The sequence below is a fragment of the Pseudomonas sp. LjRoot71 genome, from assembly GCF_964253255.1.
Taxonomy (GTDB): Bacteria; Pseudomonadota; Gammaproteobacteria; order Pseudomonadales; family Pseudomonadaceae; genus Aquipseudomonas.
The window spans coordinates 1,532,501-1,555,830 of the sequence record NZ_CAXURA020000001.1 but is presented as its reverse complement, the minus strand read 5'-3'; the positions used below and the strand labels follow the sequence as shown (position 1 = coordinate 1,555,830).

23 protein-coding genes, 1 rRNA gene and 1 pseudogene (1 of these 25 cut by a window edge) are annotated in these 23,330 nt (G+C 60.5%); 14 read left to right on the top strand and 11 right to left on the bottom strand.

The features are described 5' to 3' along the window. Positions 1-81 precede the first annotated feature (81 nt). The 6 genes and pseudogenes from rpe (at position 82) to trpC (ending at position 5,667) form a co-directional block, all read left to right on the top strand. Positions 82-756, top strand: coding sequence for a ribulose-phosphate 3-epimerase (gene rpe, locus ACSQ17_RS07490; protein WP_436068139.1), 675 nt, complete (start codon positions 82-84; stop codon positions 754-756). Then, positions 753-1,618, top strand: a pseudogene (locus ACSQ17_RS07485) (phosphoglycolate phosphatase). Before rpe ends, ACSQ17_RS07485 begins: the two are co-directional and overlap by 4 nt. A 68-nt stretch (positions 1,619-1,686) precedes the next feature. Then, positions 1,687-3,180, top strand: coding sequence for an anthranilate synthase component I (trpE, locus tag ACSQ17_RS07480; RefSeq protein WP_436068138.1), 1,494 nt, complete (start codon positions 1,687-1,689; stop codon positions 3,178-3,180). A gap of 11 nt (positions 3,181-3,191) precedes the next feature. Next, complete coding sequence (locus ACSQ17_RS07475; protein WP_436068137.1) at positions 3,192-3,785, top strand: aminodeoxychorismate/anthranilate synthase component II; 594 nt, start codon at positions 3,192-3,194, stop codon at positions 3,783-3,785. Continuing rightward, positions 3,785-4,834: an anthranilate phosphoribosyltransferase gene (trpD, locus tag ACSQ17_RS07470; RefSeq protein ID WP_436068136.1), complete on the top strand. Its 1,050-nt coding sequence runs from the start codon at positions 3,785-3,787 to the stop codon at positions 4,832-4,834. Before ACSQ17_RS07475 ends, trpD begins: the two co-directional genes overlap by 1 nt. Beyond that, positions 4,831-5,667: an indole-3-glycerol phosphate synthase TrpC gene (gene trpC, locus ACSQ17_RS07465; protein ID WP_436068135.1), complete on the top strand. Its 837-nt coding sequence runs from the start codon at positions 4,831-4,833 to the stop codon at positions 5,665-5,667. The genes trpD and trpC overlap by 4 nt, the downstream gene beginning before the upstream one ends. 60 nt (positions 5,668-5,727) lie before the next feature. On the opposite strand, the gene crp is transcribed toward trpC, so the two are convergent. After that, positions 5,728-6,372, bottom strand: coding sequence for a cAMP-activated global transcriptional regulator CRP (crp, locus tag ACSQ17_RS07460; protein WP_108488573.1), 645 nt, complete (start codon positions 6,370-6,372; stop codon positions 5,728-5,730). A 236-nt stretch (positions 6,373-6,608) separates the two neighbouring features. On the opposite strand from crp, the gene ACSQ17_RS07455 reads away from it, so the two are divergent. After that, positions 6,609-7,034: an OsmC family protein gene (locus ACSQ17_RS07455; protein ID WP_233685244.1), complete on the top strand. Its 426-nt coding sequence runs from the start codon at positions 6,609-6,611 to the stop codon at positions 7,032-7,034. A gap of 68 nt (positions 7,035-7,102) precedes the next feature. Here the strand turns inward: ACSQ17_RS07455 and coq7 are convergent, their stop codons facing one another. The 3 genes from coq7 to ACSQ17_RS07440 form a co-directional block, all read right to left on the bottom strand. Further along, entirely contained in the window at positions 7,103-7,750 is a 648-nt protein-coding gene (gene coq7 / locus ACSQ17_RS07450) for a 2-polyprenyl-3-methyl-6-methoxy-1,4-benzoquinone monooxygenase (protein ID WP_233685243.1), read from the bottom strand. Between the two features lie 93 nt (positions 7,751-7,843). Then, a complete protein-coding gene (locus ACSQ17_RS07445) occupies positions 7,844-8,677 on the bottom strand; it encodes a formylglycine-generating enzyme family protein (protein WP_436068134.1) in 834 nt (277 codons plus the stop codon). Then, on the bottom strand, positions 8,662-9,000 hold the full coding sequence (locus ACSQ17_RS07440) for a histidine triad nucleotide-binding protein (protein WP_436068133.1): 339 nt from the start codon (positions 8,998-9,000) through the stop codon (positions 8,662-8,664). Before ACSQ17_RS07440 ends, ACSQ17_RS07445 begins: the two co-directional genes overlap by 16 nt. A gap of 55 nt (positions 9,001-9,055) precedes the next feature. Here ACSQ17_RS07440 and ACSQ17_RS07435 point away from each other — a divergent pair, with 55 nt between their 5' ends. Next, positions 9,056-10,537: an AAA family ATPase gene (locus ACSQ17_RS07435; RefSeq protein ID WP_436068132.1), complete on the top strand. Its 1,482-nt coding sequence runs from the start codon at positions 9,056-9,058 to the stop codon at positions 10,535-10,537. On the opposite strand, the gene ACSQ17_RS07430 is transcribed toward ACSQ17_RS07435, so the two are convergent. The 5 genes from ACSQ17_RS07430 to hemJ form a co-directional block, all read right to left on the bottom strand. Then, positions 10,538-11,332, bottom strand: coding sequence for an SDR family NAD(P)-dependent oxidoreductase (locus tag ACSQ17_RS07430; RefSeq protein WP_436068131.1), 795 nt, complete (start codon positions 11,330-11,332; stop codon positions 10,538-10,540). It lies immediately after the preceding gene. Between the two features lie 53 nt (positions 11,333-11,385). Further along, the gene (locus ACSQ17_RS07425) at positions 11,386-12,330 is read right to left on the bottom strand and encodes a DUF805 domain-containing protein (protein WP_436068130.1); all 945 of its coding nucleotides are present in this window, start codon (positions 12,328-12,330) and stop codon (positions 11,386-11,388) included. Between the two features lie 108 nt (positions 12,331-12,438). Next, positions 12,439-13,704 carry an alanine racemase gene (locus tag ACSQ17_RS07420; RefSeq protein WP_436068129.1) on the bottom strand — a complete coding sequence of 422 codons (1,266 nt, stop codon included), beginning with the start codon at positions 13,702-13,704 and terminating at the stop codon, positions 12,439-12,441. Continuing rightward, complete coding sequence (locus ACSQ17_RS07415; RefSeq protein WP_436068128.1) at positions 13,701-14,663, bottom strand: NAD(P)H-dependent flavin oxidoreductase; 963 nt, start codon at positions 14,661-14,663, stop codon at positions 13,701-13,703. Before ACSQ17_RS07415 ends, ACSQ17_RS07420 begins: the two co-directional genes overlap by 4 nt. A 21-nt stretch (positions 14,664-14,684) precedes the next feature. After that, on the bottom strand, positions 14,685-15,113 hold the full coding sequence (gene hemJ / locus ACSQ17_RS07410; RefSeq protein ID WP_436068127.1) for a protoporphyrinogen oxidase HemJ: 429 nt from the start codon (positions 15,111-15,113) through the stop codon (positions 14,685-14,687). 136 nt (positions 15,114-15,249) lie between these two features. Between hemJ and argC the strand changes: the two genes are divergently transcribed. The 4 genes from argC (at position 15,250) to erpA (ending at position 17,862) form a co-directional block, all read left to right on the top strand. Next, on the top strand, positions 15,250-16,284 hold the full coding sequence (gene argC / locus ACSQ17_RS07405) for an N-acetyl-gamma-glutamyl-phosphate reductase (protein ID WP_436068126.1): 1,035 nt from the start codon (positions 15,250-15,252) through the stop codon (positions 16,282-16,284). Beyond that, positions 16,284-17,015: a DUF6776 family protein gene (locus ACSQ17_RS07400; protein ID WP_436068125.1), complete on the top strand. Its 732-nt coding sequence runs from the start codon at positions 16,284-16,286 to the stop codon at positions 17,013-17,015. The genes argC and ACSQ17_RS07400 overlap by 1 nt, the downstream gene beginning before the upstream one ends. Before the next feature lie 9 nt (positions 17,016-17,024). Then, positions 17,025-17,435: a bactofilin family protein gene (locus ACSQ17_RS07395; RefSeq protein ID WP_257779320.1), complete on the top strand. Its 411-nt coding sequence runs from the start codon at positions 17,025-17,027 to the stop codon at positions 17,433-17,435. Positions 17,436-17,511: 76 nt separating this feature from the next. Then, entirely contained in the window at positions 17,512-17,862 is a 351-nt protein-coding gene (erpA, locus tag ACSQ17_RS07390; RefSeq protein WP_436068124.1) for an iron-sulfur cluster insertion protein ErpA, read from the top strand. A 72-nt stretch (positions 17,863-17,934) separates the two neighbouring features. Here erpA and ACSQ17_RS07385 read toward each other — a convergent pair whose 3' ends face one another. Then, positions 17,935-19,026 carry an anhydro-N-acetylmuramic acid kinase gene (locus ACSQ17_RS07385; protein WP_436068123.1) on the bottom strand — a complete coding sequence of 364 codons (1,092 nt, stop codon included), beginning with the start codon at positions 19,024-19,026 and terminating at the stop codon, positions 17,935-17,937. Between the two features lie 3 nt (positions 19,027-19,029). Further along, positions 19,030-20,439, bottom strand: a complete 1,410-nt coding sequence (locus tag ACSQ17_RS07380; RefSeq protein ID WP_436068122.1) for a peptidoglycan DD-metalloendopeptidase family protein — start codon at positions 20,437-20,439, stop codon at positions 19,030-19,032. Between the two features lie 216 nt (positions 20,440-20,655). On the opposite strand from ACSQ17_RS07380, the gene tyrS reads away from it, so the two are divergent. Beyond that, positions 20,656-21,855: a tyrosine--tRNA ligase gene (tyrS, locus tag ACSQ17_RS07375; RefSeq protein WP_436068121.1), complete on the top strand. Its 1,200-nt coding sequence runs from the start codon at positions 20,656-20,658 to the stop codon at positions 21,853-21,855. Positions 21,856-22,559: 704 nt separating this feature from the next. After that, positions 22,560-23,330 (top strand): 16S ribosomal RNA (locus ACSQ17_RS07370) (it continues 766 nt past the right edge of the window).

Sequence of the window (23,330 nt, the reverse complement as noted above, 5' to 3'; positions counted from 1 at the left end):
GTCAGGTGCTTCGCGCGCGCGCCAGGCCTTGGATCGGGCTGGTACAATGCGCGCCTTCCGTGAATACCGCCGAGGTGCGTCATGCAACCTTTCGCCATTGCTCCGTCGATTCTGTCTGCCGATTTCGCCCGCTTGGGTGAGGAAGTGGACAAGGTGCTCGCCGCCGGTGCCGACATCGTGCACTTCGATGTGATGGACAACCACTATGTGCCGAACCTGACCATAGGCCCAATGGTCTGCGCGGCGTTGCGTAAGTACGGCATCACCGCGCCGATCGATGCGCACCTGATGGTGCAGCCGGTGGATCGCATCATCGGCGACTTTATCGAGGCCGGTGCGACGTACATCACCTTCCACCCGGAAGCCTCGCTGCATATCGACCGTTCTCTACAACTGATCCGTGACGGCGGCTGCAAGGCCGGTCTGGTGTTCAACCCAGCCACCTCGCTGGATGTGCTCAAGCATGTGATGGACAAGGTCGACATGATCCTGCTGATGAGCGTCAATCCGGGCTTCGGTGGGCAGAAATTTATTCCCCATACCTTGGAAAAGCTCAAGGAAGCCCGTGCGCTGATCGACGCGTCGGGTCGTGAAATCCGCCTGGAGATCGACGGCGGGGTGAACGTGCAGAACATCCGCGAAATCGCCGCTGCCGGTGCTGACACCTTTGTCGCTGGCTCGGCGATCTTCAATCAGCCGGACTACAAAACCGTGATCGACGCCATGCGCGCTGAACTGGCTCAGGTTCGCGGGTGAGCCTGCTGCGCGAGCTGTTCCAGGGCGAGTTACCGCGCCTGGTGATGTTTGACCTGGACGGCACCCTGGTCGATTCGGTGCCGGATCTGGCCGCAGCCATCGACAAGACTTTGCGCGACCTGGGCCGGCCGGCTGCCGGTGTGGTGCAGGTGCGCAACTGGGTTGGCAATGGTGCGCGGGTGCTGGTGCGCCGCGCTCTGGCGGGTGGGTTGCAACATGAGCATGTCGATGAGGCACTCACCGAGCAGGCGTTGGAGCTGTTTATGCAGCATTACGCCGACAACCATGTGCTGACCGAGGTTTACCCCGGTGTGCGGCTGGTGCTGGACTGGCTGCGTGAGCAGCAGGTGGAAATGGCGATTGTCACCAACAAGCCCGAGCGCTTTGTCGCGCCGCTGCTTGATGAGAAAGGCCTGGGCGGCTATTTCCGCTGGATTGTCGGCGGTGACACCTTGCCTCAACAAAAACCGGATCCGGCGGCGCTGCGGCATGTATTAAAGCTGGCACGTGTGATGGCTGATCAGGCGCTGTTCGTGGGGGATTCCCGCAATGACGTGCTTGCAGCCAAAGCGGCAGGGGTGCAGTGCGTAGCGCTGAGTTATGGCTATAACCACGGCCGGCCGATTGCCGAGGAAAACCCGGCGTATGTGCTCGATTGCCTCAGCGGCCTGCTGCATGCTGTCGAGCCCGCGCTTTTGCCGGGCCTTGCGGGTTGATTCGCTTCCGGCCCTGCGCTAGTGTGGCCGGAGTTCAATCCCGCCTGAATTAAGAGAGTTTCGTGGTGGTCACCTGCACGCGCTGGTCGGCAAGCACCGACATGAAAATCATCAAGGCCCTGGCCCGTTGGCGCTGGCGCCTCTGACCTGATCCTGGCCGCCACGGCGGCACGCCTGCATTCGACCGTTTTAACCTCAAGCCACGAGGCTGCTCATGACCCGCGAAGAATTTCTGCGTTTAGCCGCTGCCGGCTATAACCGCATTCCTGTTGCCTGCGAAACCCTGGTGGACTTCGATACCCCGCTGTCGATCTACCTGAAACTGGCCGACGAGGCCAATACCTACCTGCTGGAGTCCGTGCAGGGCGGTGAGAAGTGGGGCCGCTACTCCATTATCGGCCTGCCAGCGCGCACCGTACTGCGCGCTTACGAGCATGACGTGACCATCAGCGTCGACGGTGTCGAAGTCGAACGCCATCACTGCGAAGACCCACTGGCCTTCGTCGAGCAATTCAAAGACCGCTACAAGGTGCCGACCCTGGCCGGCTTGCCGCGCTTTAACGGTGGTCTGGTCGGTTACTTTGGCTATGACAGCGTGCGCTACGTCGAGCCCAAACTGGCCAAGGGTGTTAACCCAGATGCCTTGGGTACGCCGGATATCCTGCTGATGGTCTCCGATGCGGTGGTGGTGTTCGACAACCTGGCGGGCAAGATGCACGCCATCGTACTGGTCGACTCGAGCGAAGCCGAAGCGTTGGAGCAGGGCCAGGCGCGTCTGCAGGAGATCCTGCACAAGCTGCGTCAGCCGATCACGCCGCGCCTTGGCGTGGACCTGGCCGCGCCGGCCGCTGCCGAGCCGGACTTCGTTTCCAGCTTCAAACGCGATGACTACGAAAATGCAGTCAAGGCGATCAAGGAGTACATCCTCGCCGGCGACTGCATGCAGGTGGTGATCTCCCAGCGCATGTCGATCCCGTTCAAGGCCGCGCCGATCGACCTGTACCGCGCGCTGCGCTGCATCAACCCGACGCCCTACATGTACTTCTTCAACTTCGGGGACTTCCATGTGGTGGGCAGCTCGCCGGAGGTGCTGGTGCGCCTGGAAGATGGTCTGGTCACCGTGCGCCCGATTGCCGGCACCCGCCCGCGCGGTGCGACCGAGGAGGCCGACCTGGCCCTGGAAGAGGACCTGCTATCCGACGCCAAGGAAGTCGCCGAGCACCTGATGCTGATCGATCTGGGCCGCAACGATGTTGGTCGCGTGGCCAGCACCGGCAGCGTCAAACTCACCGAGAAGATGGTGATCGAGCGTTATTCCAACGTCATGCACATCGTCTCCAACGTCACCGGCCAACTGAAGGAAGGCCTCACTGCAATGGACGCGCTGCGCGCCATTCTGCCGGCCGGCACCCTGTCCGGTGCGCCGAAGATTCGCGCCATGGAAATCATCGATGAGCTGGAACCGGTCAAGCGCGGTGTCTACGGCGGCGCGGTGGGTTACCTGGCGTGGAACGGCAATATGGACACCGCCATCGCCATTCGTACCGCGGTGATCAAGGACGGCGAACTGCACGTGCAGGCCGGTGCCGGCATCGTGGCCGACTCGGTGCCGGCACTGGAGTGGGAGGAGACGCTGAACAAGCGTCGCGCCATGTTCCGTGCTGTGGCGCTTGCCGAGCAAACCGTTCCTGACCTGTCCAAGCGCTGAGGAGTCCCGCCATGCTTTTGATGATCGATAACTACGACTCCTTCACCTACAACGTGGTGCAGTACCTGGGCGAGCTGGGTGCTGACGTGCACGTGATCCGCAATGATGAGCTGTCGATTGCCGAGATCGAGGCGCTTAAGCCTGAGCGCATCGTGGTCTCGCCGGGGCCGTGCACGCCAACTGAAGCCGGGGTGTCCATTGAGGCCATCCTGCACTTTACCGGCAAGCTGCCGATTCTCGGCGTATGCCTGGGGCACCAGAGCATCGGCCAGGCTTTCGGTGGCGATGTGGTGCGTGCGCGCCAGGTCATGCACGGCAAGACCAGTCCGGTATTCCACCGCGACCTGGGCGTCTTCGCCGGCCTGAACAACCCGCTGACCGTGACCCGCTACCATTCCCTGGTGGTCAAACGCGAAACCCTGCCGGATTGCCTGGAAGTCACCGCCTGGACGCAGCATGAGGACGGCTCCGTGGATGAGATCATGGGCCTGCGCCACAAGACCCTGCATATTGAGGGCGTGCAGTTCCACCCTGAGTCGATTCTCACCGAGCAGGGCCACGAGCTGTTTGCCAACTTCCTCAAACAACAAGGAGGCCAGCGCTGATGAACATCAAGGAAGCCCTTAACCGAGTGGTCAACCAGCTCGACCTGAACACCGAAGAAATGCAGGACGTCATGCGCGAAATCATGACGGGCCAGTGCACGGATGCGCAGATTGGCGCGTTTCTGATGGGCATGCGCATGAAAAGCGAGACCATCGACGAGATCGTCGGTGCCGTTTCGGTCATGCGTGAGCTGGCCAGCCATGTGCACCTGCAGACCCTCGATCATGTGGTCGATGTGGTCGGCACCGGTGGCGATGGCGCGAACATCTTCAACGTCTCCACCGCAGCGAGCTTTGTCGTAGCGGCGGCGGGCGGCAAGGTGGCCAAGCACGGCAACCGCGCGGTCTCCGGCAAGAGTGGCAGTGCCGACCTGCTCGAAGCGGCGGGGATCTACCTGAGCCTGACGCCCGTGCAGGTGGCGCGCTGCATCGAGAGTGTGGGTGTCGGCTTTATGTTTGCCCAGGTGCATCACTCGGCGATGAAATATGCCGCCGTGCCACGCCGTGAGCTGGGGCTGCGTACTCTCTTCAATATGCTCGGCCCGCTGACCAATCCGGCCGGGGTCAAGCATCAGGTGGTGGGTGTGTTCAGCCAGGCGCTGTGCCGGCCGCTGGCCGAGGTGCTCAAGCGCCTGGGCAGTCAGCACATTCTGGTAGTGCATTCGCGCGATGGGTTGGATGAATTCAGCCTGGCGTCGGCGACCCATGTCGCTGAGCTGAAGGATGGCCAGATCACCGAATACGAAGTGCTGCCGGAAGACCTCGGGCTGAAGAGCCAGAGTTTGGTTGGCCTGGCGGTGGAAAGCCCAGAGGCCTCGCTGGCGCTGATTCGCGATGCTCTGACGAAGCGCAAGACCGAAGCCGGGCAGAAAGCGGCCGACATGATTGTCCTGAATGCCGGTGCGGCGCTGTATGCGGCGGATCTGGCGAGCAGCCTCAAGCAGGGTGTGCAGCTGGCCCATGACGCCTTGCACACCGGCCTGGCCTGGGAGAAATTGCAGGAGTTGGTGTCCTTTACCGCTGTATTCAAAGAGGAGAATGCCGGGTGAGTATTCCAACCGTTCTGGAGAAGATTCTCGCGCGTAAGGCTGAAGAAGTTGCCGCACGCCGTGCCATCGTTTCGCTGGCCGAGCTTGAACAGCAAGCCCGTGCGGCCGATCCGGTGCGCGGTTTTGCCGAGGCACTGATCAGCCAGGCCAAGCGCAAGCAGCCGGCGGTGATCGCTGAAATCAAAAAGGCCTCGCCGAGCAAGGGCGTATTGCGTGAGCATTTCGTGCCGGCCGAGATTGCCCAGAATTATCAGGCCGGCGGCGCCACCTGCCTGTCAGTGCTGACCGATATCGACTTCTTTCAGGGCGCCGATCGTTACCTGCAAGATGCCCGTGCGGCGTGCTCGCTGCCGGTGATTCGCAAGGACTTCATGATCGATCCGTACCAGGTCGTTGAAGCCCGCGCCCTGGGCGCTGACTGCGTGCTGCTGATCGTCTCGGCGCTGGAAGACGCGCAGATGGTCGAGCTGGCTGCGACGGCCAAGGCATTCGATCTCGACGTGCTGGTGGAAGTGCATGACGGCGACGAGCTGGAGCGCGCCCTGAAAACCCTGGATACGCCGCTGGTGGGGATCAACAACCGTAACCTGCACACCTTCGAGTTGAGCCTGGAAACCACCCTTGACCTGCTGCCACGGATTCCCCGTGACCGTCTGGTGGTGACCGAGAGTGGCATCCTCAACCGCGCCGATGTTGAATTGATGGAAATCAGCGAGGTGTATGCCTTCCTGGTCGGTGAGGCGTTTATGCGTGCGGACAATCCAGGGGCCGAGCTGGAGCGCCTGTTCTTCCCGGAGCGCAAGCGGGTGATCGCGGCGCCTGACGTGGACTGAAACCACCAAACCATAAAAAAGCCGACGCATGCGTCGGCTTTTTTATTTCTACTGCGGGGGCTAGCGTGTGCCAAACACCACCATGGTCTTGCCTTTGACGCTGACCAGGCCCTGTTCTTCCAGGGCCTTGAGCACGCGGCCGACCATCTCGCGCGAACAACCGACGATGCGGCCGATCTCCTGGCGGGTGATCTTGATCTGCATGCCGTCAGGGTGCGTCATGGCGTCTGGTTGCTTGCACAGATCCAGCAGGGTGCGCGCAACGCGGCCGGTGACGTCGAGAAAGGCCAGGTCGCCGACCTTGCGCGTGGTATTGCGCAGGCGTTCGGCCATCTGGCTGCCCAGGGCATAGAGAATGTCCGGATCCTGCTGGGTGAGTTCGCGAAACTTGGCATAGCTCAGTTCCGCCACTTCGCACTCGGTTTTGGCGCGCACCCAGGCGCTGCGTTCTTTTTCGGCGCCGTCCTTTTCGAACAGGCCCATTTCACCGAAGAAATCCCCGGCATTGAGGTAAGCGATGATCATTTCTCGACCATCATCGTCTTCGATCAGGATGGTGACCGAACCTTTGACGATGAAGAACAGCGTTTCACAGCGATCGCCAGCATAGATGATGGTGCTCTTTGCGGTGTAGCGGCGGCGGTGACAGTGCGCGAGTAGTTTGTCGAGATTTTTTATTTTAGGTGTGAGGGTAATAGCAACCATGCCCGAATCCCGAATTTATAAAAGTAAGCCGTTGTCTGGCTGGCGTTTCTAATAATAGTTATCCGTACAAGTGTGCCAGCAATCCGTCGCGAGCTTAACAAACACTCCAATACTAGGTGTGGAATTGCGACCTGGCTATCACAAGCAGAGGGAACTTGTGCGTAACAGGTGTGCACAGCGGTTGGCAAAAGCGCTGTGCTAAGCTGCCTTCCTTTTTTAGCAGCGGAGCCTGGGTAATGAAAGCGCGTATTCAGTGGGCCGGTGAAGCCCTGTTTATCGGAGAGTCGGGCAGCGGCCATGCGGTGGTGATGGACGGCCCGCCGGAGAGCGGTGGCCGCAACCTGGGTGTGCGCCCGATGGAGATGGTGCTGATCGGTCTGGGTGGCTGCAGTAACTTTGATGTGGTCAGCATCCTGAAAAAATCCCGCCAGGCGGTCGAGAGCTGCGAAGCCTTTCTCGAAGCCGAACGCGCCACGGAAGAACCCAAGGTGTTTACCAAGATCCACCTGCATTTCGTGGTCAAGGGTCGTGGGTTGAAAGAGGCCCAGGTCAAGCGTGCGGTTGAGCTGTCGGCCGAAAAGTACTGCTCAGCTTCGATCATGCTGGGCCGCGGCGGGGTTGAGATCACCCATGATTACGAGATTGTCGAACTGGGCGAGTAACTCGGTACGCTCTCTCAGGAATGGAAAAGGGCACTTAGGTGCCCTTTTTTGTGCCGCTTGACTCAGCCTTACACGCGGTAGGTGGTGCTGGTCATGACCTTGGCCAACAGGCTCATGCCGAACTTCACCGGTGCCGGGAAGCGCAAGCCGCCGGCGTCCAGCGCGTTGCAGGCGTGCTGCTCTTCATCGACACGCATCTGCTCGAGAATCGCCCGGGATTTTTGGTCTTCCTGCGGGATCTGCTGCAGGTGATCGTCCAGGTGTTTGACTACCTGATCTTCGGTGGCAGCGACAAACCCCAGGCTGACCTTGTCGCTGATCAGCCCGGCCGCTGCACCGACACCGAAAGACAGGCCGTAGAACAGCGGATTGAGAATGCTCGGCTGGCTACCTAGCTGACGGATACGTTGTTCACACCAGGCCAGATGGTCAATTTCCTCATCGGCAGCATGCTCCATCGCCTGGCGTACCTGCGGCAGCTTGGCGGTCAGCGCCTGGCCCTGGTACAGCGCCTGGGCGCAGACCTCGCCGGTGTGGTTGATGCGCATCAGCCCGGCCACATGCTGGGCCTGGCGCTCGTCCAGTTCGGCCTCTGGCTGAACGATCGCCGGTGACGGCCGCGTCGGCTGGCCGCTGAACGGCAGCAAGGTGCGCAGGGCAGCATCGGCTTGCAGCAGCAGGCGGTCAACGGGTGAGAAGTGACGTTCGCTGGCCATAAGGACCTCCGGCGATGATGACGGCGTTCAGTTTACTCCACACGCGCCAGAAGGTCTGTTGACGTTTCGTCGCAGCCTTGACGCGCGTCGGTCTTAGGGTAGTTCGCGTAGCACGCGAAAACCCAGGGCGTAGTCCTTGTGCTGTGGCTGCTTCATGTCGCGCTGGCTGCTGCGCAGGTAGGTTGGCCCGCTGTTCCAGGCACCGCCGCGCACCACCCGTGGGCTCTGATCCAGCAGGCTGGCGCTGTGCTGTTCGCTGCCGTCGAAGGGGCTGGCAAAGCGCGAGGCGGTCCATTCCCAGACATTGCCGGCGGTGTCATACAGGCCGAAGGCATTGGCGGCGAACTGGCCGACGCGCTCGGTCTTGCTCTGGATCAGCCGTGAGGTGGCGCAGCCGCGACAATGCGCGCGCGGCTGGCTGTCCGGGCTATCGAGTTGCTCGCCCCACCAGTAATAGCTGGTGCTGCCGGCGCGGGCGGCATATTCCCATTCGGCTTCGGTGGGCAAGCGATAGCGCTGCCCGGTGACTTTCGACAGCCATTGGCTATAGGCCACGGCCTGATGCCAGGACACATGGATCACCGGCCGTTGCGCCGACAGGCCCCAGCCTTCGTTATCGGGCATTGGCGTCGCGCTGGCTTCGGCATACTGCTGCCAGTCGTTGAACGTCACCTCGTAACGGCCGATGGCAAACGGCTGGGAAATTTCGATGGGCGTCAGCGGTCGTTCGTTGTGATTGCCTCGGCCGCTGTGGTCACCCAATAGGTAGCGCCCAGCCGGCACCACAACCAGCGGCGGGCCTTGTTTGCCTTGGGGCAGGCTGTCGCTGAATACGTGGCCTACCTCCTGGGCGGGTGCAAGTGGGCTCAGCAGCAGGCCAAGGAGCATGAGCCGGCAGGCATGCCGACGGCTCAACCCGGCGGCCATGTCATCTGCCGTTGTCCGAGGACGTGCATATGGATGTGGTACACGGTCTGGCCACCCAGGTCATTGCAATTCATCACCACGCGAAAGCCGTCTTCGCAGCCCTGCTCCTTGGCCAGGCGCTGGGCGGTGAAGAGAATATGCCCGGCCAGTGGCGTGTCGGCGGCACTCAGGTCATTGAGGGTGCTGATGTGTTTTTTCGGGATCACCAGAAAGTGCACCGGTGCCTGTGGGCCAATATCGTGAAAGGCCACCACCTGATCATCTTCATAAAGCTTGCGCGCGGGTATTTCACCAGCGACGATCTTGCAAAACAGACAGTCCATGGACAGTCCCCAGGCCATTCAAAAGAGGGCCGAGTTTAGTAGACAAGGAGTGTGGGTGAAAAACGATATTCATGATCTGGGCCTGGTGTTGGATTCCAAAACCAAGCTGGTGCTGATCGAGTCCTGGGATGAGCCGCGGGTGTTGGAAACCTTGACCGGGCTTGCTGTGCGCCGTGGTCTTGGCTTGCAGGTGTGGTCGGTGACCGAGGGCTTGCAGCGCGTGGGCTATTCCATTCAGGAACCGGTCGACAGCGCCACCCTGGAACCGGAGACCGCGCTGCGCCTGATCAAGGCGGACACTCAGCCGACGCTCTATGTGCTGTGCGATCTGCATCCGTTTCTTGAGGACAACCCCAAGCTGGTGCGTTTGCTCAAGGAAATCGCCATGAGCGAGTTGTCCAGCAAGCCGACGCTGGTGCTGGTATCCCACGCCTGCAAGTTGCCACCCGAGGTGCAGCGCTACGCCTCGCGTTTCAGCCTGGCGTTGCCTTCTGAAGAAGAGCTGCTGGCCATCGTGCGTGACGAGGCCTCCGGTTGGAGTGCGCGTAACCGCAACGCCCGGGTGCGCACCGATAACCGCACCCTGCAGCAGGTGGTGAAGAACCTGCGCGGCCTCAGCCATGCCGAGGCGCGGGCGCTGGCGCGCAATGTCATCTGCGACGACGGCGCGATCACTCAGGAAGACCTGCCGGAACTGAACAAAACCAAATTCAAGCTGCTCGATCTCGATGGGGTGTTGAGCTTCGAATATGACACGGCACGTTTCGCCGAGGTCGGCGGGCTGAGCAACCTCAAGCGCTGGCTGGGGGATCGGCAGAGCATCTTTCTCGAAGGCAAAGGCGTCGATCTGCCCAAGGGTGTGCTGCTGGTGGGTGTACAGGGCGGCGGCAAGAGCCTGGCCGCCAAGGCCATCGCCGGCCTGTGGGGCTTGCCCCTGCTGCGCCTGGACTTCGCCTGCCTGTACAACAAGTTCTTCGGTGAAACCGAGCGCAACCTGCGTGAGGCGCTCAAGCTGGCCGAGCAGATGGCGCCCTGTGTGCTGTGGATGGACGAGATCGAGAAGGGCCTGGCCAGCGGTGACCATGATGGCGGCGTCAGCCAGCGCGTGCTCGGCACCCTGCTGACCTGGATGGCCGAGCGCAAGGCGCCGGTATTTATGGTGGCCACGGCCAACGCGATTTCCCGGCTACCGCCGGAGCTGGTGCGCAAGGGGCGCTTCGATGAGCTGTTCTTTGTCGACCTGCCGGACGCGGCAGTGCGGGCCGAAATTTTCCGGATTCACCTGGCGCGGCGTGAGCTGGAGGTGACGGAGTTTGATCTGGCCCAGTTGGCCGCTGCTTGCGATGGCTTTTCCGGCGCGGAGATCGAGCAGGCGGTGGTCAGCGCCCTGTATGCCGCACAGGCGCAACAACAGACAGTGACTCAGGCCTTGTTGTTGCAAAGCATTCAGGGTACTGCGCCGCTGTCGGTGGTGATGGCCGAAGACCTTGCGGCGCTGCGCGCGTGGGCGGACGGCCGTACGGTCAATGCCGGCTAGCTAGGCTGCCGGCTTGCCGAACTGGCGATTCAGCCGCGCACTGATCCGTCGGACCAGCCAGCGCGGTGCCAGGCGCGGGCTGAGGGCGAGCAGGCGGTTGCGCCAACCCGGGATGATGATCGCGCGATTCTTCTCCAGGGCTTTAACCGTGATCAGTGCCACTTCTTCGCAGCTCATCATCAGTTTGCTGCCTTGCAGGGCTTTGACGTCCATGCTGGCGCTGCGGAAGAACGCACTGCGAGTGGGGCCTGGGCAGAGCACGGAGACTTTCACGCCGTCGGCTTTCAGCTCCTCGCGCAGGCCTTCGGAGAAGTGCAGCACATAGGCTTTGCTGGCGTAGTAGTTGCTCATGCCAGGGCCTGGCTGAAAGCCGGCGACCGAGGCGACGTTAAGAATCTGCCCGCTGCCCTGGCCGGCCATGATGGCGCCGATGGCATGACACATGCGCGCCAGGGCCAGGATATTCAGCTCGATCAGTTGCTGCTCACGCGCCCAGTCCTGAGCCACGTAAGCGCCCGAGGTGCCGATGCCGGCGTTGTTCACCAGCAGATCGATACTGCGCTCGCCTTGCTCCAGCTCATGCAGCAAGCCACTGACCTGCAGCGGCTGGCTGAGGTCGCAGACGCGGAACAGCACCTCCACGGAAAAGCGCTGGGTCAGCTCGCAGGCAATACTTTCCAGCGCATCGCGCTGGCGCGCCACCAGAATCAGGTTGCGGCCACGCCGGGCCAGGGCTTCGGCCAATGCCAGGCCAATACCGCTGGAAGCTCCGGTGATAAGCGCATAACGGGTCATAGGATTCTCCGGGAAGGGGCCTTTCGACCCCTCGCACCGTGCAAGGTTGCGTCTTAGGCGGCAGCGTCTGCATAGCCCATATAGGCGGGCAGGGCGATGGCCGCGAGGATGCCGACGATGATCAGGGCGATCCACAGCAGGGCAAGGACTTTCACCGCCGTGCTGTTGGGTGGTGGCGGTGGACCGAAGCGGTTAGCTTCAGTGCTACCGGGGATGATGAACATCAGCAGCGAGAATACGCCACCCACCACCGGCACCAGGGTGATCAGCAGTAACCAGCCTGACCAGCCGATATCGTGCAGGCGCTTTACCCCGAACATGATGCTGACCACGGCAACAGCAATACCGGCGACAGCCATCAACAGACCGCCGAGTATTTCCGAGGCGGCAAAGAAGCCCGCGGCGATGCCGAATACAGGCATACAGGCCAGTATCAAGACCAGTGACCAGGCCAGGTAGCGCAAACGGCCGATCCGCCCTTCGATGCCGATCACCTTCAGTTCGGCAAATTCGGGCAGGCTTTCCGCCACAGTGGCTTTGGGCGTGGCATAGGGGCTGGCCGCCGTGCTGACGACTTCTGGTGGGTTTTCCGCGAGCAGAGCCTGGCGAGCGATAAATTTCTCGATAACGATGCCGCATGCCGAGCACTCAATGGCTTTGGCTTGCTGATGGCCGCATTTGGGGCAGGTCATCGGGACGTTGCTGGCTGGTTCGCTATCAGGGGCGCGGTGGTCGTCGGTTTCCACCAGGCTCAGGCTGGCAGCGAAGTCCTGCTCCTTGCGCACCATGGCGCCGGCGCTTTGCAGGGCCTTGAGGTACTGATCCGCCTCGTTCTCGCTGAGGTCGCGTTTGAGATCGATGGCTTTGCCGATAAACAACGAGTGGATTCGCGTCAGGTCACTCTTGAACAGCCGGGCGAGGTTTTCCTGGGTGGCTTCCAGGCTGGCGTCTGGCATCAACTCGCCGTTGAAGACAATCTTGTAGCGGGCTTGGGTCATGTTGGCGTCCTTGTCGGTGCCAGGATGGAGTTGCGCTACAGACTAGCTGGCCTGCAGGCCCGTAAACAAGCCGCTTTGCCGGCAAATATGTGCGTCCCTAGAGGTGTTTCACGCTCTGCCGTGCGCCGCCCAGCTGCCGACCAGGCGGCCATTGCGCAGCAGTACGAGCTGGTTGAACAGCTCGAACAGCCCCTCCGAGCGTTGCGGACGCAGGAACACCCAGTCATCGACTTGCAAGCCCGTGCCGAGGGAGCCGATTAGCCGCTCCTGGTTGGCACTGCGGCCATACAGCGCGTCATAGCTCAGCCCGGCGGGTGAAACCGGAGTGGCTGGCCATTGTCCGCCATACAGGTAGTACGTCTGCTGACGGTTACGATCCCAGCGTTGCAGCAACGGCTGTGCCGAGTCGAGAAACGGCAACTGCCCAGGCAGTGCCTTGAGTACCGGGCTGGCGATCCACAAGGCTGCCTGCAGGTCGCTGAGCAAGGGGCTGTCGAAGTCGCTGGGTTTGAGCAGTGCCGAGCCCACCGCGACCTCATTCAGCGGTGTGGCGAGGCGCGTGTGCAGGGCATAGGTCAGGCTGCCGGCACCATTGAGCAGCGGTTGCGCCGGCCACAACTCACTAAAGGTGGCCGCACTGGCAATAAAGGCCTGGTAGCGCGCTGCGCTCTGGGCAAAGGCCGTGTCTTGATTGACCCAGAAGGGCGTATGGGCCAGGTGTGCGTCATAGCCCATCAGGCCACGGATGCGCAGCAGATTCGGAGTGCTGCGCAGCCAATTGAGCGCCAGGCCGAGCGCTTGCGGTGTGGCAAAACCGCCGCGCGCCAGGCCGATGTCGATCTCGAAGGCAATTTGCAGCGGCTGGCCGAGGGCGTTGGCCAGGGCGGCGTATTCCTGCAGGCGGACCTGGCTGTCGACCAGCCAGGTCAACTGCTGGCTGGGGACAAAGGCGCTGCCTTGGGGCAGTTGCTGGTAGAAGCTCAATGCGGCCGCCGCGGGCAAGGGTTTACCGAGCAGCAGGTCGGCTTGAGGGAAGTTCACCGCGAGCTGATTGATCTGCGGCTGGTGAAATACCATAAAACGCTGCGTACCGAGCTTCTTTGCCAGGTATTCCAACAGACCGATGGAGGCCAGGGATTTGGCCACCAACCGCAGCGGTAACTGGCCGCCGAGCTGACTGGCCAACTGTTCGGCGTTCTGATCCAGGCGCGCGAGGTCAACCACCAGTAGGGGGATGCCACTGCCCTCACGGCGCAGCAACTGGTTAAGCGCGGCGAAGTAGGGCGTGTGCGGTTGACCAAGGTCGTTCGGGCGCAGCGCCCAGCCGGCCAGCAGCCCGAGTGCGCCGAGACCGAGCAGGCTGCGTCGCTTCATCGTGCCCAGCGTTGTTGCAGTTGTCGGCTGCTTATAAGCGCTGCGCGGTATTCGTTGTCGAGGCGGGTTATCAGTTGCTCGACGCTCGGCAGGTCGCGGATGTTGCCGACGCCCTGGCCCGCCGACCATACGGTTTTCCAGGCCTTGGCCTCTTCATCCATGGGTTTGAGTTTCTCGCCGTAGTTGACCTCGCCCTTGTTCTGCAGCTGCTTGAGGTCGTACCCGGCCTGCTCCAGGCTCTGGCGCATAAAGCTCGCCGGTACACCGGATACCGCCGGGGTGTGGATGATGTCGGCGGCGTTGGCGTCGAGGATCATCTGCTTGTAAGCGGCCGATGCGGCGTTTTCCTGGGTGGCGATCAGGCGGGTGCCGAGGTAGGCCAGGTCGGCGCCGAGCAATTGGGCGGCGAGTATCTCGTGGCCTTGGTTGAGGCAGCCGGCGAGCAGCAGGGTTTTATCGAAGAACTGGCGGATTTCCGCGATCAGTGCAAACGGGCTCCAGGTGCCGGCATGTCCGCCGGCGCCGGCGGCGACTGCGATCAGGCCATCGACGCCCGCTTCAGCGGCTTTCTCGGCATGCCGGCGGGTGGTCACGTCGTGGAACACCAGGCCACCGTAGCTGTGCACGGCATCCACCACTTCCTTCACCGCACCGAGGCTGGTGATCACAATCGGTACGCGCTGCTCGACGCAGATCGCCAGATCCGCCTGCAGGCGCGGGTTGCTGCCATGTACGATCAGGTTGACTGCATAGGGCGCCGCCGTTTCGCTGCGGCCGGCCTCGATCTCTTCCAGCCAGTCTTTGAAACCACTGCTCTCACGCTGGTTCAGCGCCGGGAAACTACCGACGATGCCATTGTTGCAGCAGGCCAGCACCAGTTGCGGGTTGGACACCAGAAACATCGGCGCGGCGACGACGGGCAGGCGCAGGCGTTGTTCGAGCAGGGCAGGCAGCGACATGCAGTAATCCTCTTGATGGAATTAGAACGGACGAACCACGACCAGAATGACAATGCCCAGCAGGGCCAGCACGGGCGCTTCATTGAACCAGCGGTAGAACACATGGCTGCGCTGGTTCTCGCCACGGGCAAAGGCCTTGAGCTGGGCGCCACACATAAATTGATAGACCAGCAGCAGCGCCACCAGGCTCAGCTTGGCGTGCATCCAACCCTGGCTGAAGTAGTAGCTCGGGTTAAGGCTGATCAGCCACAGGCCCAGGCCGACGGTAAGAATCAGCGACGGCCACATGATGCCGCGATACAACTTGCGCTCCATGATGCAGAAACGCTCGCGACTGACCTCGTCCGTGCTCATGGCGTGGTAGACGAACAGGCGTGGCAGGTAGAACAGGCCGGCGAACCAGCAGACCATGGCGATGATGTGCAGAGCCTTGAGCCACAGATAGAGCATTGTCCGAACTCGTTGCAGAAAAGTGCCCCGATAGTAGTGGGCGTGACCGTCGCCGTCATCACTGGCGGTTGGCCCCTGGCCGAAGCGGCCGTATTATCGGCAGCTTTCCACTGCTGGTATTGCAAAGGGGCAAGTGATGATCAAGGTCGGAATCGTCGGCGGCACGGGGTACACCGGTGTCGAGCTGTTGCGTTTGTTGGCGCAGCACCCGCAAGCGCAGGTTGAGGTCATCACCTCGCGCTCCGAAGCAGGCATGCGTGTCGACGAGATGTACCCGAATCTGCGCGGTCATTACGACAGCCTGGTGTTCAGCGTGCCGGATGTCGCCACCCTGGGTGCCTGTGATGTGGTGTTTTTTGCTACGCCGCATGGCGTCGCCCATGCCCTGGCCGGCGAGTTGCTGGCTGCTGGCACCAAGGTGATCGACCTGTCCGCCGACTTCCGCCTACAAGATGCTGATGAATGGGCCAAGTGGTACGGCCAGCCTCACGGTGCGCCGGATCTGTTGCCTGAGGCGGTCTACGGCCTGCCGGAAGTCAACCGCGACGCGATCAAGCAGGCGCGTCTGATTGCGGTACCGGGCTGCTACCCGACGGCTGCGCAGCTGGCGCTGATCCCGCTGCTGGAGGCCGGGTTGGCCGATACCACGCAACTGATCGCCGACTGCAAATCGGGGGTCAGTGGTGCCGGGCGCGGGGCCAGCGTCGGCTCGCTGTTCAGCGAAGCCGGCGAAAGCATGAAAGCCTATGGCGTGAAGGGCCATCGCCATCTGCCGGAAATTCGCCAGGGCCTGCGCCGGGCGGCGGGTAAGGATGTCGGCCTGACTTTTGTGCCGCATCTGACGCCGATGATTCGCGGTATCCACGCCACCCTTTACGCCACCGTGGTCGACCGCTCGGTGGATCTGCAGGCGCTGTTCGAACAGCGCTATGCCAACGAACCTTTCGTCGATGTAATGCCGGCCGGCAGCCATCCGGAAACCCGTAGCGTGCGCGGTGCCAACGTCTGCCGGATCGCCGTGCACCGTCCGCAGGATGGTGATCTGGTGGTGGTGCTCTCGGTGATCGACAACCTGGTCAAAGGCGCTTCCGGTCAGGCCGTGCAGAACATGAACATCCTCTTCGGCCTCGATGAGCGCCTGGGGTTGTCGCACGCAGCCTTGCTGCCCTGATGGCAGGCTGGGAGGTTCGCCTGCACGATCCGGCGCGTGCCCGGCGCGTGCGCTTGTTTGCCATGCTGCTGGTGCTGTGTATCCCGCTGGCTTTTTATGCCGGGAGCTTGTGGCAACAGCAGCGCCAGCCCGCTGTGCAGGCGGAGCCGGCGAGCGTGGCAGTACGCGATGAGCAGTTGCTGCGTGAGGTGGACGAGTTGCGCCAGCGTCTGGTGGTACTCAGCAGTGCCGAGAAGGTCAGCCAGCAGGCCAATGAGCAAAGCCGTCTGAGCATCAAGCTGCTGGAAGAGCAAATCTACAAGCAGCAGCAGGACCTGGCGTTCTACAAGGGCGTACTGGCTCCGGCCAGTCGCCGCGAAGGGCTACGGATCAAGACCTTTGAGCTGCAAGCCACGGACAAGCCTGAGCATTTCCGCTACAAGATACTCCTGAGCCGCGTGGGGAAAGGCGAAACGCCGCTGGAAGGCCAGCTGCAGGTCTCTATAGTGGGTAAGCAGGGCGAGCAGGATGTCACGCTTGAGCTGGCGGCGCTGACTGCTGGCTTGCCAGACGCGCTGCCAGGGCAAACGATTGCCTTTGCCTTCAAGCACTTCCAGGCCATCCCTGACGCCGGGCGCTTCGCCGAGCTGAAGTTGCCTGAGGGCTTTATCCCGCGTGAAATCAAGGTGCGTGCCGAGGTGCAGGGTGAAAAGCCGCTGCTGCGCACGTTCAAATGGAACAACGAGGAGTAGCCGTTCCCTATGTGGAATAAAGACAAGGCGCGCCCTGACGTGCAGCGTTTCGCCGGCAAGACCAGCCTGATAGCGGTAGGCGCCGAATTGCATGGCGACCTGCGGTTTCAGGGCGCGGTACAGGTCGATGGCCAGGTCCATGGCAATCTGCTGGCCAGCGAAGGCATGGTGCGCATCAGTGTGCAAGGCCGGGTTGAAGGTGAGATCCGCGCCCCCCATATCGTGATCGACGGTGAGGTCATCGGTGACGTCCACGCCAGCACGCATCTGGAGCTCGGTTCGCGTGCGCGGGTGCGCGGCAATCTCTACTACGCCCTGATGGAAATGGCCATGGGGGCGCAGATCGAAGGGCGCCTGTGCCGCTTGCAGGACGAGGCGCGACCGCTGGAGCTGCCGCAACCGCAGGATGCCGCACAATAGTTGACCGCTTTTCTAGGGTAAGCGGATAATGCCGCTCAGAACGCAGTATGGCGCGTAGCGCCGGGAGTTAATCAGCATGAGCGTCGAAACCTTCACCCCCAGTGCAATGCAATTTACGCAGGGGGCGGCGAACAAGGTGAAGAGCCTGGTCGATGAAGAAGGCAACCCGCGCTTGAAGTTGCGCGTGTTTGTAACGGGAGGCGGCTGTTCCGGCTTCCAGTATGGTTTTACCTTCGATGAAGACGTGGCCGAGGATGACACCATCATCGAGCGCGAAGGTGTGAGCCTGGTGGTTGACCCGATGAGCTTCCAGTACCTGGCGGGTGCCGAAGTCGATTATCAGGAAGGGCTGGAAGGGTCGCGGTTTGTAATCAAGAACCCCAACGCCACCACCACCTGTGGTTGTGGCTCTTCGTTCTCGATCTGATTCAGGCGGTTGACTGCAACGCCGTGCCTTGAGCACGGCGTTGTCGTTTCTGGCTGTTGGGTTGCGCGGCCATCAGGCGGGGTAGATTGCCCCGAGAACCCGCAGGCCACGTGCGCCAGTGACGCTGGGGCGGTTGCCCGGAATGCCTTCCAGGCAGCAATGCGCCAGCCAGGCAAAGGCCATGGCCTCAACCCAGTCGGCGGGTACGCCCTGCTCATCGGTGCTGCTGACCTGGCACTGCGGCAGTAATTGGGCCAGGCGCTGCATCAATCTGTGATTGTGCGCGCCACCGCCGCAGACCAGCAGGCGTTCGGTGTTCTGCTGAGCGGCCTTGAGCGACTCGGTAATGCTGATCGCCGTCAGCTCCAGCAAGGTGGCCTGCACGTCTACTGCGACCAAGGCCGGCAGGGTTTGCAGCTGCTGATCCAGCCAGTCCAGGTTGAACAGTTCACGGCCTGTGCTCTTCGGGCCTTCCGTCTGGAAGTAAGGGTTGCTCAGTAGCGTCTGCAGCAGGTGCGTCTGCACCTGGCCACTGGCTGCCCACGCGCCATGCTGGTCATAGGCCACGCCTTGATGGCGCTGTATCCAGGCATCCAGCAGCACGTTGCCCGGCCCGCAGTCGAAACCATGCACTGGGCGCTCAGGCTCCAGCAGGCTGAGGTTGCTGAAACCACCGATGTTGAGAATCGCGCAGATGCTCTTTGGGCTTGCAAACAGAGCCTGATGGAAGGCCGGAACCAGCGGTGCACCTTGACCGCCAGCGGCTACATCCCGGCGACGAAAATCACTGACGACGCTGATGCCGGTCAGCTCAGCCAGCAATGCCGGGTTGCCGATCTGGACAGTAAACCCTCGCGCTGGCTCATGGCGTACGGTTTGGCCGTGACTGCCGATGGCGCGAATACGTTGCGCGGCGATGCCGTGTTGCTTGAGTAGGTTGTTGATGCCCTGCGCTGCGAGGTGCACCCACTGCTGCTCGGCGACAGCTGCGCGGGCCAGCTCATCTGCACCAGAGGCGCACAGGCTGAGCAGGTCGCTACGCAACGCGTCGGGCATGGGCAGGTAGTGGGTGCCGAGCAGCTGGGTCGTATCGGTCTGCTCAATCAGCGCGATGTCCAGCCCGTCGAGGCTGGTGCCGGACATCACGCCCAGGTAGAGAGGCATGGTTCAGCGCTGATTGTTGAGGGCGAGCATGGTGGACTTTTCTTTGTCCATTTGTGCCATCAGGGGTTTGCTCAGCTGCATAAAGCGAGCTTTCTCGTTGCTGGCAATCGGGTCGGCCATCGGCAGTTTCTGGCTCAGTGGGTCAACGTGCACGCCGTTGACCTGGAATTCATAGTGCAGATGCGGGCCTGTGGACAAACCGGTAGTGCCGATATACCCGATGATCTGCCCTTGCTTGACGTTAGTGCCGCTGCGAATGCCTTTGGCAAAGCCGTTCATGTGGGCGTATAGGGTGCGGTAGCGCTGGCCGTGCTGGATGATCACGGCATTGCCATAACCGCCATGCCGGCCGGCTAAGGTAATGCGTCCGTCGCCGGCCGCCTTGATCGGTGTGCCACGTGGCGCAGCGTAGTCCACACCCTTATGAGCGCGAATCTTGTTCAGTACTGGGTGGCGACGGCCTGTGGAGAAGCGTGAGCTGATCCGGGCGAAATCCACTGGAGTGCGGATAAAGGCTTTGCGCATGCTCTCGCCATTGGCGTTGTAGTAGCTGCTAATGCCTTGTTTGTTGGTGTAACGCACGGCGGTGTAAGTCTTGCCGCGGTTGATAAAGCGTGCGGAGAGGATATTGCCGGTGCCGACCTGTTTGCCGTTGACCACTTTCTTCTCGTAGATCAACTCGAACTCGTCACCTTCGCGAATATCCATGGCGAAGTCGATGTCATAGCCGAATACGTTGGCCAGGTCCATGGTCAGGTTGTGCGACAGGCCGGCACGCTTGGCCGAAAGAAACAGCGAGCTGTTGATCACTCCGCGGGTGTAGGTGGTCTGGACTTCAGGCTTGACCAGCTCGCGCTTGAAACTGAAGCCCTTTTCGCTTTTGGTCAGAGCAATGCTTTCCAGGTCACTGAGTTTGCTGTGCAGGCTTTCAAGCTGACCATCGGTGCTCAGGTTGAACTCCAGAGCCTGGCCCACTTTCAGGCGTGTTAGCTGTTTGGCGTCCTTGCTGCTGTTGAGTACGGCATGCAGGACGGTGGCGCTCAGGCCGACCTTGGCAAAAACCGTGGACAGCGTATCGCCATTCTCGACGCGAACAACGCGGTGTAGCGGGTCGGTCTCCTGAGGCTCTTCAGGTTGGCTGGCTTGCAGCTTATCTTGGCGTGCGTCTGTCGCGCTGCTCGCAAAAGGGGATTCGCTTGGGGCAAGGCTCAGTGAATTGGCGGATTCGGGGTCATTCTGCTGCTCGGAATACTCGGCACCATTGTCCAGCTCAAGGTTTATAAAGGTCTTTTTAGCTTCTACTTCGCGGGTGGGGAAAACCAGGAGGGCTAGGCTCAGCAGGGCGGCGACGCCGCTGGCTGCCAGGATATGGCTTTTCGGATACAGAGGCGGCGCTTTAGTTGTAGAGGTCATAGGCGGCTTTTTGACTTTGAAAAGATGAAAAGAAAAATAGATAAACAAAATGATGAATATGCAGTAACTGTATAAAATATAACCAAATCGCTAGCTAGGCAACCCCGGTTGTCGCGCGCTGGTCTTAGCGTAGGCGGGTGGTGGGCAAAACTTGTGATTTGTCTGCGATCTTGTATGGTTGGTTCCCTTTTGTTTTGAGTGGTCGTGAGTCCTGTCATGAAGTCGGTTGAAGAGCAGTTGGCGCTGATCAAGCGTGGCGCGGAAGAGGTTCTGGTTGAGGGCGAGCTGGTTGAGAAACTCAAGCGTGGTCAGCCACTGCGTATCAAGGCCGGCTTTGATCCAACGGCGCCGGATCTGCACCTCGGGCACACCGTGCTTATTAATAAGCTGCGTCAGTTCCAAGAGCTTGGGCATCAGGTGATATTCCTGATCGGCGACTTCACGGGAATGATCGGTGATCCCAGCGGCAAGAGCGCGACTCGCCCGCCGTTGACCCGTGAACAGGTGTTGGAGAACGCCGAAACCTACAAGAGCCAGGTGTTCAAGATCCTTGATCCGGCGAAAACCGAGGTCGCGTTCAACTCCACCTGGATGGATAAGATGGGGCCAGCAGATTTCATCCGCCTGACCTCGCAGTACACCGTTGCGCGCATGCTCGAGCGCGATGACTTCAGTAAGCGCTATTCGACCAATCAACCGATCGCCATTCACGAATTCCTCTATCCGCTGGTGCAGGGCTATGACTCGGTTGCACTTCGGGCGGATGTAGAGCTGGGCGGCACTGATCAGAAATTCAATCTGCTGATGGGGCGCGAATTGCAGCGCTCCTATGGGCAGGCCTCGCAATGCATTGTCACCATGCCGCTGCTTGAAGGGTTGGATGGCGTTAAAAAGATGTCCAAGTCACTGGGTAACTACATCGGTATCCAGGAAGCGCCGGGGGTTATGTACAACAAGCTGGTGTCCATGCCAGATGCGCTGATGTGGCGTTATTTTGAGTTGCTCAGCTTCCGCTCCATGGATGAGATTGAGCAGTTCAAGCGTGATGTCGAGCAGGGTGCCAACCCGCGCGATATCAAGATCAAGCTGGCTGAAGAGATTGTGGCGCGTTTCCATGGCGAAGAGGCAGCGCTCAGTGCGCATCGTTCGGCGGGGAATCGCATGAAGGATGGTGAGCTGCCGGAAGACTTGCCCGAGATCGAAGTCCTGTCCGCAGAAGATATGCCGATTGCTGCACTGCTGAATAAAGCTGGGTTGGTAAAGAATGCGGCGATGGCGCGTGATCTGCTGGGTTCCGGCAGTGTGCGTGTCGATGGCGAGGTGGTTGATCGCTCCTTCATATATAAGGTAGGTGCGGTGCACGTTTGCCAGGCGGGTAAGAAAGCGTTCGCGCGGATTACGCTCAAGACGGAATAACCTATCCGCTCACTGCTGTGTAGGTTGTTGTGCGGTTGGTTCGACAAAGCCGTTGAAGCGTCAGCTTCAACGGCTTTGTCGTTTCTGCAGGCGACGCGGTGCTTGGATTGTTGCGCAGGCTTTTGCTGGGGGTGAAACAAAAGCGCAACAATCGGTTGACCTTGGATTTTCTGTCCCTATAATGCGCAGCTCTTCAGGTGTAAGCGGTTCCTTAAACTTCTTATAAAACAAGAAGTTATATTTAAATAAGGGCTTGCAAAGCAGCGAAAGTTGCGTAGAATGCGCCACCTCTTCAGGTGGTGGTGTTTGAGTCTGAAGAGGTTCGGTCAGGTAGATCGAAAGCGGTAAAAGAGGCGGTTGACAGTGGTTTGAAACGCTGTAGAATTCACCTCCCGCTGACGAGAAGCTAGATGTTGATCGAAGGCGCAAGTGGTTGAGATTGAAAAGAAATTTTCAAAATCACTTGACGAGGAATGAGGCTGCTGTAGAATGCGCGCCTCGGTTGAGGCGAAAGACTTAACCAACCGCTCTTTAACAACTGAATCAAGCAATTCGTGTGGGTGCTTGTGAGGTAAGACTGTTAGTCGCAAGATTATCAGCATCACAAAGCAACACTCGTTAATTCGAGAGTTACCTCTCATTAAATTGAGAGTTTTGCGATTGCTGAGCCAAGTTTAGGGTTTTCTCAAAACCCAAGCAGTATTGAACTGAAGAGTTTGATCATGGCTCAGATTGAACGCTGGCGGCAGGCCTAACACATGCAAGTCGAGCGGTAGAGAGAAGCTTGCTTCTCTTGAGAGCGGCGGACGGGTGAGTAATGCCTAGGAATCTGCCTAGTGGTGGGGGATAACGTTCGGAAACGGACGCTAATACCGCATACGTCCTACGGGAGAAAGCGGGGGATCTTCGGACCTCGCGCCATTAGATGAGCCTAGGTCGGATTAGCTAGTTGGTGAGGTAATGGCTCACCAAGGCGACGATCCGTAACTGGTCTGAGAGGATGATCAGTCACACTGGAACTGAGACACGGTCCAGACTCCTACGGGAGGCAGCAGTGGGGAATATTGGACAATGGGCGAAAGCCTGATCCAGCCATGCCGCGTGTGTGAAGAAGGTCTTCGGATTGTAAAGCACTTTAAGTTGGGAGGAAGGGTAGTAACCTAATACGTTGCTACTTTGACGTTACCGACAGAATAAGCACCGGCTAACTTCGTGCCAGCAGCCGCGGTAATACGAAGGGTGCAAGCGTTAATCGGAATTACTGGGCGTAAAGCGCGCGTAGGTGGTTCAGTAAGTTGGAAGTGAAATCCCCGGGCTCAACCTGGGAACTGCTTTCAAAACTGCTGAGCTAGAGTACGGTAGAGGGTGGTGGAATTTCCTGTGTAGCGGTGAAATGCGTAGATATAGGAAGGAACACCAGTGGCGAAGGCGACCACCTGGACTGATACTGACACTGAGGTGCGAAAGCGTGGGGA